We start from the raw sequence: 9,547 nt of genomic DNA, 5'->3' as shown, positions 1-9,547 counted from the left end.
GGGGGGTGGTGGGCGGGGGCACCAGGAAGCCGGGGATGCCCATGGTGGGCACGGTGACCAGGCTGGACAGCGGTGTCAGGTCCAGCTTCGCGGCGTCCAGCAGCGGCCGCACCCGCTCCGTCCAACGCCGGTGCAGGCCCTGTTCGTCGGCGCCCTTGAGCACCCGCAGGCTGGCCACCACTTCCCACAGCGGGGAGATGGCGAAGCGGGTACGGGCCATGTCCTCGGCCGAGAACGCGATCTCCAGGGTGCCGCCGGCGGCCTGTCTACCGTGCATCATTCAGCTCAGGCTAAAACACTGGTCCGGCTCCCGGCGGCCCGGCACCGTTCCCGTCATGTCAACGAGTTCCCCCTGGCGGATACCCGACTTCCGCGCACTGTTCACGGCCACCGCGCTCAGCCATCTGGCCACCAACACCGGCTATGTGGCGGTGCCGCTGATCGCGGTGACCGAGTTGGACGCCAGCGCCGGCCAGGTCGGCGCGCTGGCCGCACTGAGCACGCTCGCCTTTCTGCTCATCGGACTGCCGGCCGGGGCCTGGGTGGACCGGATGCGGCAGCACCGGGTGCTGGTCGCCGCGGACGCGGCGCGGGCGCTGCTGTTCGCCTCGGTGCCGGTGGCCTGGGCGCTGGACGTGCTGACCTTGGGCCAGTTGTACGCCGTGGTGCTGCTGAACGGCTGCGCCACCGTCTTCTTCGATGTGAGTTCGCAGAGCTTCCTGCCCCAACTGGTGGACCGGGAGGGGCTGGTGCCGGCGAACGCGGCCATGATCACCCTGCAGGCGGCCGGCAATGTGGCGGGCCGGGGTGCGGGCGGCTGGTTCGTCCAACTGCTGGCGGCGCCGGCGGCCCTGGTGGGGACGGGCCTGCTGTACCTGGGCTCGGCGCTGCGGCTGACCTCCATCCGCCGGTCGCCCCGGCCGAAGCCGGAATCGCGCCCACCTCGTCTGGCGGCCCAGATCGGTGAGGGGCTGCGGCATGTGCTGGGCAATGCCGAACTGCGCGCGCTGGCGCTCACCGCGAGCCTGAGCAATTTCGGCACCCAGATCGTCAACACCCTGCTGCCGCTGCTGTTCACCCGCGAGCTGGGACTGCCGCCAGGGGCGCTGGGCCTGTACTGGGCCACCGGCGGGGTGGGGCTGCTGCTCGGCGCCCGCTGCGCCCACCCGATCGCCCGGCGACTGGGCCACGGGCGCACTCTGGGGCTGGCCGGGGCCTGCATGGCACCGATCGCGCTGACCATCCCGCTGATCGGCGGCGGCCCGTGGATCTGGCTGTCCGGTGCGGGTTGGCTGCTGGTCTCCTTCAAGACGGGCATGGACAACGTCCTGGGGGTGAGCCTGCGCCAGCGGCTGACGCCGGACCCGCTGCTGGGGCGCATGAACGCCACGTTCCGGTTCCTGCTCACCGGATCCCTCGCGATCGCCTCGGCGGTGGCCGGAATAATCGGCGAACTCCTGGGCTTGTCCACCGCGGTGTGGGTGGGCGGTGGCGTGCTGGCCCTGGCCTTCCTGCCGGTCTTCCTCTCTCCGGTGCGGACCCGTCGCGAACTGCCCGCGCAGGTCTTCGTCCCGCTCGCCGCGGACCGCGATCCGGCGCGGGCCGAATCCGCCGGCGAGAGCATCCCCTAGGGACTTTTCCCGTAGATTTCGCAATTTCCTGTTAAAAACCATGATCAATTGTCATGACCACGGAGGTGCTCATCGCATACATTCGCGGCACCAACCCTCCGCGTTCGAAAGGTCGTTCCATGGGGATCGCACGCAGATCGGTACTCAAGGGGTCATCGGCCGCGGCAGCGGCCACGGTGGTCGCCGCCGCCGCGGAGGCCTCCGCCGCGCCGGCCGCGCCGAGCAGCACCGCCGCGGCTCCCACCGGTGCCACCGGCCCGCTGCTGCACAGCCGGCCGCGCCGGGTGGGGGCGCCCTCGGTGCTCGGTGTCCACCTGCAGTTCGGCACGGACGCCTCGTCCGAGATGACCGTCTCCTGGATCACCCCGCAGTCGGTGCGCCGGCCGCAGGTGCGGCTGGGTTCGCTGGACGGCGGGCACGGCCGGGTGATCGAGGCGGAGACCCGGACGTACCGGGACGGGCTCTCCAAGGAGGAGGTGTACGTCCACCACGCCCGGATCACCGGCCTCCGCCCGGACACCACCTATCTGTACTCGGCCGGGCACGACGGGGCCACCCCGGAGACCGGCTCCTTCACCACCGCGCCGCGTGGACGCAGCGCCTTCACCTTCACCAGCTTCGGCGACCAGGGAGCCCCGAACCTGCGGCGCGAGATCAAGCTCCCGGACGGGGTCCCCTCCCCCGTCCACGGATTCCCGCTCTACACCAGCAGCCAGGCCGCCTCGCCCGCCTCCGCGGACATCGTGGCCGCCGTGGAGCGCGTGGGCCCGCTGTTCAACCTGGTCAACGGCGACCTGTGCTACGCCTCCGCCAGCGCCCCGTTCGGCCAGAGCCGGGTGGCGACCTGGGCGGACTGGTTCATCAGCAACAGCCGGTCCACCCGGCTGCGCCCCTGGATGCCGTGCGTGGGCAACGCCGAGTACGAGAAGGGCAACGGCGCGATCGGCGCCGACGGCTACCAGACCTACTTCACCCTGCCCCACTCGGCCGCCTCCTCGGACGAGGAGACCCGGGGCATGTGGTACGCGTTCACGGTGGGCGCGGTGCGCTTCATCAGCCTGGCCAACGACGACGTGGCCATCCAGGACGGCGCCGACCTCCGGGTCAAGGGATACTCCGGCGGGGCCCAGCGCCGCTGGCTGGAGCGCGAGTTGAAGGCGGCGCGCGGGGACCGGGACATCGACTGGATCGTGGTCTGCATGCACCAGCCGATGATCTCCAGCACCAAGGGCGGCAGCGGCAGCGACCTGGGGGTGCGCTCGCAGTGGGGGCCGCTCTTCGACGCCTACGGAGTCGACCTCGTGGTCAGCGGGCACGAGCACCACTACGAACGCTCCCACCCGGTGCGCGGCACCCTGCCCAACGACACCCGCACCCCGATCCCCACCGACACCCGCACCGACGTGGTGGACACCGGCCGGGGCACCGTCCACATGGTCATCGGCGCCGGCGGCAACATCGCCACCACCCAGAACGACATGTTCGACACCCCCCGGGCCTGGGTCCTGGTGGGCCTCAGCGACGAGACCGGCCCCTCCGGGCGCAAGGTGCCGGTGCGGGCGGCCGAGGACGCTCCCTGGGCCGCCGTCCAGGACCGGGAGAACACCCACGGCTTCGCCGCGTTCGAGGTCGACCCCGGCGACCACGCCGGCGGCCGCACCCGGATGCACGTCACGTACTACACCTTCGACGGGCCGCACGGCGATCTGAGGCCGGTGGACACCTTCACCCTGGAACGCCCCCGCTCCGACGCCCGGCCCACCTCCCACCGCTGACCCCGCGGGGCGCCCGACCCCCGGGCGCCCCGCCGTACCCGGCGCCGAGGACCAGCGGCAGGGTCCTCGCCCGGGAGGGGCCGGTGCGCTCGGCGGCCCGGGGGGGTGCGCGTCGCCGGTGGGGCCCGCTCAGGGAGGGCTGTCCTCCCGGCGGGTTCGGAAGTACTCGTGTGCCCAGCGTTCGAGTTCGGCGCGGGGTCGGGCCCACTCCCAGCAGCCGGTGGGGCCCAGGCGCAGGTCCCGGTCGGGGTCGAAGGACAGCTCCCGCAGCCGCACGGTCGCCTGATGGTAGTTGCGGTCCTGCTGCCGGCCGTGCCACAGGCTCAGCACGGCGCCGTCCAGCCGGCCGAGCGCGCTGCGGATGTGCGGGTAGGCGGTGCGGGCCCAGGTCTCGTAGTGGCGGCCCAGCAGACTGCCGTGCAGGCCCGCGCAGGTGTTGTCCCAGTCGCCGACGAAGGCGTGGGCCATCAGGTGGTCGCCGGTGCCGGACAGGCCCGCGTCGTACAGGCCGTGCTCCTCGATCCACTCCCGGCGGCCCGCCCAGGCGTATCCGGTGTGGCCGTGGTCGGGGTAGGCGGGCCAGGCCGGCGGGTCGGGGTGGAGATGGAAGCGGTGTGCGAAGGAGAGCACGACCTCGCCGCGCAGGTGGTAGTCCGTCTGGCCGGCGGCCAGGCGGATCGCCTCGGTGAAGGGCTGCACCACGGTGTACCGCGTCAGCAGGTCGGAGGTGCGGGCGAGCCAGTCGGATTCGGAGAAGAAGACGTCGCCGTCGATCCACGCCAGCTTGCTGAACCTGTCCGGCAGGGTGCGGGCCAGCAGGTTCAGCAGCCGTTCCTTCTGCCACAGCACGCTGTCGGAGCGCACCTGGAGGATCTGCTCGCCGGCCGGCAGCTCGAAGGGCCGGTCCCCGAAGGCGCACTCGACGCACCGCCAGGCGGCACCCGAGCGGTCCAGGGACCGGAGGAAGGACAGGATGTTGCGCCGGCGGGAGCGGTAGCCGCACGGGTTGAAGTGCGTGGTGAGGATGCAGATGTCGGCGCGGGAGCGGTAGCGCTCGGCCGGGCGCGCGGCGAGCGGGATCCGATGGCCTGGGGTGCGGCCCGGGCCGGCGCTCCGGCCCAGCAGCTCGCGGGCCCAGGCGGGCGCCGAGTCCTCGCCGGTCAGGTGGCGGTGCCCGGCACGGCGGCGGAAGGCCCAGGCTGCGAGGGCGTCGGCGAGGTCCGCCAGGGCTTCGGCGGGCAGTTCGGACAGCCGGGCCCGCGGGTCGAGTCGTACCGACGCGGCGAGGGTGTCGAAGGCCCCGTCCGGCTCCGGGGGCGGCTGCTCCCGCTCGCGTACGGCCTGGAGGACCTCGCTCACCCGGGCGTGCTGGGCGTCCTCGGTGCCGAGAAAGGCGGCGAGCGCACGGCGACCGGTGTCCTCGTCGGGGAAGACGGCGATGCCGTCCTCGTCCGCGAGGGCGCCGTAGTCGCGGGTGAACGGACCGCTGGGGAGCAGTCCGGGATTGCAGGTGCGCCAGGCTCTGCTGCCGTCCACCCGTACCTCACCGGGCCGGCGCACATACCGGAGCGAGCCATGGCGGCCGGCGGCGGCCGCTTGGCCGGGTGGGGCCAGCTGCCGGGTGAGCCGGTCGCGCAGAGCGCGCGCGGTGTCGTCGGGGGCGAACAGGGCTCGGGCGCTGTACTCCTCGGCGAGGCGGGCCTGCGCGTCCCGGCCGGTGGCGCGCAGCCGGTCCGCGCAGCGTGACAGCTCCTCGGCCGCGGCGCGGTGGCGCACGGGCGCGCCCAGGGTGGTCGGCCAGGCGCTGGGCGGGGCGGTGCGGCCGGTCATGGTGCGCTGTCCTCCTGGCGACCCTCGAAGTAGGCGCGGACCTGCTCGTGCAGGGCGGGCTTGTCGGACGCCCAGCCGAAGACGCCCTGGCTGTCGGCCGTCAGGTCGTGCCGGGGGTCGAAGGCGGCGGCGGTGAGGATCCCCAGCCGCTCGACATGGCGGCGCCTGGCGGCGGTGCCATGCCACAGGGTGGTGACGGTCTGCGGTACCCAGCCGACGCGGCCCTGCACGCGCCGGTGCACCTCGAGCGCCCAGTCGCGCCAGGAGTCGCGCAGGGGGGCGGGGAGCCGGCGGGCCAGCGGGTGCTCGTAGTAGCCGTAGGCGGCCAGCGCCAGCATGGTGTCCGCGCCGCCGGTGATCATCGTGTCGAACAGCCCGGGTCCTTCCAGCAGTTCGCGGCGTGCGGCCCAGGCGACTCCGGGCCTCGCCGAGGACCGGTTGAAGCGGAAGGGATCGGGCAGGCCGGTGGCGACGGCGTAGGCGATGCCCGGCCCGCTCAGCTCCCCCCGGTCCGGCGTGCCGCCGGTGGCAGGGCCGGCTTCGACGGCTTCGCGGAACAGCTGCACCAGGTCGAAGGACTCCAGCAGCGCGCAGGCGTGCGGGTACCAGTCGCGGTCGGGGAAGAGCACGTCGGCGTCGACCCAGGCCACTTTGTCCACCGTGGGCGGCAGGCTCGCCGTGGCGAGGTTGAGCAGGCGCTCCTTGTGCCACATCACGTGCCGGCCGGTCAGGCGCAGGTGGCGGGAGTCGTCGGCGGGGAGCTCGAAGTGCCCGTCGAAGCTCAGCTCCACCATCCGGAAGGGGACCCGCAGGGCGCGCATCCCGGCCAGGAAGGCGTGCAGGTTGGCGCGCCGGGAGCCGTACCGGCAGGGGTTGAAGTAGCAGGAGACGACGGCGAGCCGGCCGTCCAGGCGGGCGTGCCGGCCACGCACCGGTGGCGGTGGGGCGGGTCCGGGGCGCATGGTCATCGCACCGCCCGGTCAGCACGGTCCGGCGGCCACGGCCAGGACGTGGTCCACATAGCCGGGGTCGCCGCCCCCCGCCGGCCGCGCGGTGGCCGGCACCCGCTCCCACCTGGTGGTCCCCTGGTTGCTGCCGGCCGGCACGTCCACCACAAGTCCCCCGCCGGCGTCCAGCACGACCCGGAACTCGTGCAGCGGAAGGCCGAAGGCATCGTGCCCGGCCCAGCCGTTGAAGCCACGGATGGCGTCCAGTTCGAGCTGTCCGAGCTGCGCGGGGGCCACCGCGAAGCCGCTGGAGGTGAAGGCGGGCACGGTGACCCGCACGGGCGGCAGCCCATGGGCGGTCCTGGCCGCGTTGAACGCCGTCACCAGGGCCTGGAAGCTGTGCGTGGCCTGCACCTGGGCCGGGTATCCGCGGGCCCGGGCCAGCTTGCCGGCGAACTGTCCGATGCCGGCGGTGACATTGGCCCGCCAGCTCCACACCTGGTCGTCGGTGGGCGCCGGGCTGGTCAGCTGCATGACGCCCACCCCGCCGGCGTTGTCGGCGCTGAACAGCGGGCAGCCGGAGGTGCCTCCGTCGGCCTGGGCGTCGAACTGCCGGCAGCCCGACTCATGGCGGGCGATGCGCCGCAGCACGTCGTGGGGCAGTGCCGCGTGCAAGGTGGCGGCCGGCGGGTTGGTGCCCACGATGGACAGCTGCTTCGAGCGCGCGGTCAGCAGGTGGCCGCCGACCGTCGCCTGGACCTGGATGACGAGGCTGCCGCCCCGTACCTGGGGGAAGGCGATGGTCAGCGGGGTACCGTGCGTGGTCTGGGTGATGGCCGGCGGGTTGATGGTCCGGTGCGGTCCGTGCCGGCAGACACTGGCGTCGAAGGAGATCTGGACGGTCCAGTGGAAGTCGGTGGCGGGAGTGGGATCGGGGGTCACCCCGGTGACCCGGGCCTCGGCCACCACGGTCGGCATCTGTGCGTTGCCGGTGATCGCGAAGGTCTGGCCCGCCGTCGGGCGCAGCAGGGCCAGGGCGGGCGTCGGGGTCGGACCGCCGGTGGGGTGCGGGCCGCCGCTCGGCCGGGGACCGCCGCTCGGCGTGATCGACCGCTCCAGGAACAGTGCGCGGGTGGGGAACTCCGACACATACGGCCAGTCGAGGCCGAAGCGGCGGGCGTACCAGAACTCGTCCCGACTGCGGCTCCCGTGCAGGTAGGCCCGTTCCTGCTCGGCGCTGGCCTTCGCCCGGTCGAAGGTGAGCCAGGCACGCGCCCACAGGCTCTCCGGTACGTCCTCGGACACCTGCGGGTGGCGTTGCGCGGCGGCTTCCAGCCACTGCCGCCAGGTGCCTTCGGTGTAGTTCTTGCGCGCCATTCTGAGCTGGTTGGCCAGGAAGTGCTCCGGCGGTACGTCGTAGTTGTCGAAGGACTCGCGGAACCGGTGTCCGATGGTGGCCTCCGGATCGTGCAGGATCCGATGGCCCATGAGCCAGCACTTGAGCCCGAAGTCGAGGTCCTCGACGCCCCAGAACAGCATGTCCCGGTCCATCCCCCACAATTTCTCGTACAGCCGGCGGCCGATCGCGAACGCACAGCCGATCAGGCTCGGGGACTCGTACAGCCTGCGCCGCCCCACGGTGACGGCCGCCATGTCCGACAGGTCCAACCAGCCGCAGTCGAGGGTGTCCAGGTCCAGCCGGTAGCCGTGACCTGCCTGCAGCGGGTCGTTGGTCCATCGCTCGGCGTCCAGATTCAGCAGGCGCGGCGTGACCACCGCCTGTCCGTCGGTGCGCGCCACGTCCTCGACGAGCCGGCGCAGCGAGCCCGGTTCCGGCTTGGTGTGACCGTCGAGGAACACCAGCACGTCGCCGCGCGCGGCCTCGGCTCCCATCGCCTTGGTCGGCGAGGCCCCGCGGCGCCGAGCGCTGTGCACCGTCCGGACGACCGGGAGGCTCCGCTCGACCTCGGCCACGGAGTCGTCGTCCGACGCGTCGTCCACCACGACGATTTCGGCGTACAGGTCGTCCAGCACCTGAATGCAGGATCGGACGGTGCGGAAGAGCGCCGGGCCTTCGTTGTAGGCAGAGATCACCAGGCTGGTGTGCATGATTCCCCCATGCGCCGAACAGCCGTCTTCAGGGTGCGACTACCGTCTTTGCCCGCATCGTCGACGCAGGTGACCGCCGACCCGGGTGGCACCGGGAGGCGCTGAACGTCCGGGTGGACGTAGTTTCAACGTACCGGCGAGGCTCCCGTTTGTCGCGCCGTGCGGCGCGGGCCGGACGGAGCCGCTCCGTGCCGGCCCCACCGGCCACAAGGTCGGGAGGGCCGCTCGCGCGCGGGACGGCAAACGGCGGGACGGACGGCGGCGGCAGGGCAGGCAGGCGGTGGGCATCGTCCTCATGGCGGCCAAGCGGCCGCCGCGGCCCGTATCCGCCGCCTACGACCGGTCCGGCCGCTCGGCGAACTCCAGGACGGTCACCGAGGGGCGGCGGGTGGCCAGTGGCGGAAGGACCAGCGCCAGTGGCAGCAGGGCGCCGACCAGTCCGCGCCCGCCGGTCGGCCGGACGTCCCGCACCGCGGACACCGCCGGGCTGGCGGTACGGAGCTTGGCCTGCTCATCCGCGTCCATCGCCCAGGGCATCGGAGGCGCCTGGTATCCATGGGTGCGCAGGCTGCCGCGCAGGGTGAGCCGGCCGAACCAGCGCGGCACGGCGTCCAGCACGAGCGAGCCACCCGGGAACCGGTCGGCGCAGCCGCTGATCAGGGCCCGGACCTGGGGAGGCCGGAGGTACATGCACAGGCCTTGCGCCGTGACCAGGACCCCGCGGTCGCGGTCCACCTCGTCGGCCCAGGCCAGGTCGGTGGCGTCGGCGGCCAGATAGCGCTGGCGCGGTCCGGGCGGCAGCAGCTTCTCGCGCAGGGACACCGACTCGGGCAGGTCGACGGTGAGCCACTGGGCGCGCCCGTTGTCGACCCGCCAGAACTGGGTCTCCAGCCCCTCCCCCAGGCAGACCACGGTGCCGCGCGGCTCCCGGGCCAGGAAGCCCGCCACCTCCCGGTCGAAGCACGCCACCCGCAGTGCCTGCAGCTGGGCCTGGAAGTCACTGGTGCCGAACCGCTCGGCGAACGGGTAGTCGATCCGCTCCACCAGCTCGACGGCCTTGGGATCCTCCAGCAGCGGATCCGGCCGACGGGCCTCGACGGAGCGCTGGTAGAGCGTCCAGAGCGCCGTCTCGGACACCGCACTCAACTCCACGGGAAGGGGTGCCGACGATTCACCAGAAGCCACCGAGACCTCCTTGCGCGCGCAGACGTCCGACAGGTCCTCCCCCACAGTCTGGCACCGCCCGGGCCGGCAG

General features: G+C 73.1%; 6 protein-coding genes and 1 pseudogene. 2 read left to right on the top strand and 5 right to left on the bottom strand.

Translation table 11 applies throughout. The annotated features are described in order from the left end of the window. Nucleotides 1-280 (bottom strand): annotated as a pseudogene (locus E4099_RS23640) (ArsR family transcriptional regulator); the annotation flags it as partial. A gap of 55 nt (nucleotides 281-335) precedes the next feature. Here E4099_RS23640 and E4099_RS23635 point away from each other — a divergent pair. Together E4099_RS23635 and E4099_RS23630 are read left to right on the top strand one after the other, a co-directional pair. Next, a complete protein-coding gene (locus E4099_RS23635; protein WP_135341133.1) occupies nucleotides 336-1,631 on the top strand; it encodes an MFS transporter in 1,296 nt (431 codons plus the stop codon). 119 nt (nucleotides 1,632-1,750) lie between these two features. After that, entirely contained in the window at nucleotides 1,751-3,406 is a 1,656-nt protein-coding gene (locus E4099_RS23630) for a purple acid phosphatase family protein (protein ID WP_135341132.1), read from the top strand. A 129-nt stretch (nucleotides 3,407-3,535) separates the two neighbouring features. Here the strand turns inward: E4099_RS23630 and E4099_RS23625 are convergent, their stop codons facing one another. The 4 genes from E4099_RS23625 to E4099_RS23610 form a co-directional block, all read right to left on the bottom strand. Continuing rightward, nucleotides 3,536-5,236 carry a hypothetical protein gene (locus E4099_RS23625; RefSeq protein ID WP_135341131.1) on the bottom strand — a complete coding sequence of 567 codons (1,701 nt, stop codon included), beginning with the start codon at nucleotides 5,234-5,236 and terminating at the stop codon, nucleotides 3,536-3,538. Then, nucleotides 5,233-6,204: a type I phosphoribosyltransferase gene (locus tag E4099_RS23620; protein WP_135341130.1), complete on the bottom strand. Its 972-nt coding sequence runs from the start codon at nucleotides 6,202-6,204 to the stop codon at nucleotides 5,233-5,235. The genes E4099_RS23625 and E4099_RS23620 overlap by 4 nt, the downstream gene beginning before the upstream one ends. Nucleotides 6,205-6,216: 12 nt before the next feature. Next, nucleotides 6,217-8,292: a glycosyltransferase gene (locus E4099_RS23615; protein WP_135341129.1), complete on the bottom strand. Its 2,076-nt coding sequence runs from the start codon at nucleotides 8,290-8,292 to the stop codon at nucleotides 6,217-6,219. Nucleotides 8,293-8,625: 333 nt separating this feature from the next. Beyond that, nucleotides 8,626-9,477, bottom strand: coding sequence for a class I SAM-dependent methyltransferase (locus E4099_RS23610; protein WP_209446706.1), 852 nt, complete (start codon nucleotides 9,475-9,477; stop codon nucleotides 8,626-8,628). Nucleotides 9,478-9,547 lie beyond the last annotated feature (70 nt).

The organism is Streptomyces palmae, assembly GCF_004684805.1.
In the GTDB taxonomy this organism is placed as follows: Bacteria; Actinomycetota; Actinomycetes; order Streptomycetales; family Streptomycetaceae; genus Streptomyces; species Streptomyces palmae.
This window is presented reverse-complemented; position numbering and strand designations above follow the sequence as displayed.

Coding starts and splice junctions, on each gene's coding strand:
- E4099_RS23635 (WP_135341133.1), top strand. CDS start 336: ATGTCAACGAGTTCCCCCTGGCGGATACCCGACTTCCGCGCACTGTTC.
- E4099_RS23630 (WP_135341132.1), top strand. CDS start 1,751: ATGGGGATCGCACGCAGATCGGTACTCAAGGGGTCATCGGCCGCGGCA.
- E4099_RS23625 (WP_135341131.1), bottom strand. CDS start 5,236: ATGACCGGCCGCACCGCCCCGCCCAGCGCCTGGCCGACCACCCTGGGC.
- E4099_RS23620 (WP_135341130.1), bottom strand. CDS start 6,204: ATGACCATGCGCCCCGGACCCGCCCCACCGCCACCGGTGCGTGGCCGG.
- E4099_RS23615 (WP_135341129.1), bottom strand. CDS start 8,292: ATGCACACCAGCCTGGTGATCTCTGCCTACAACGAAGGCCCGGCGCTC.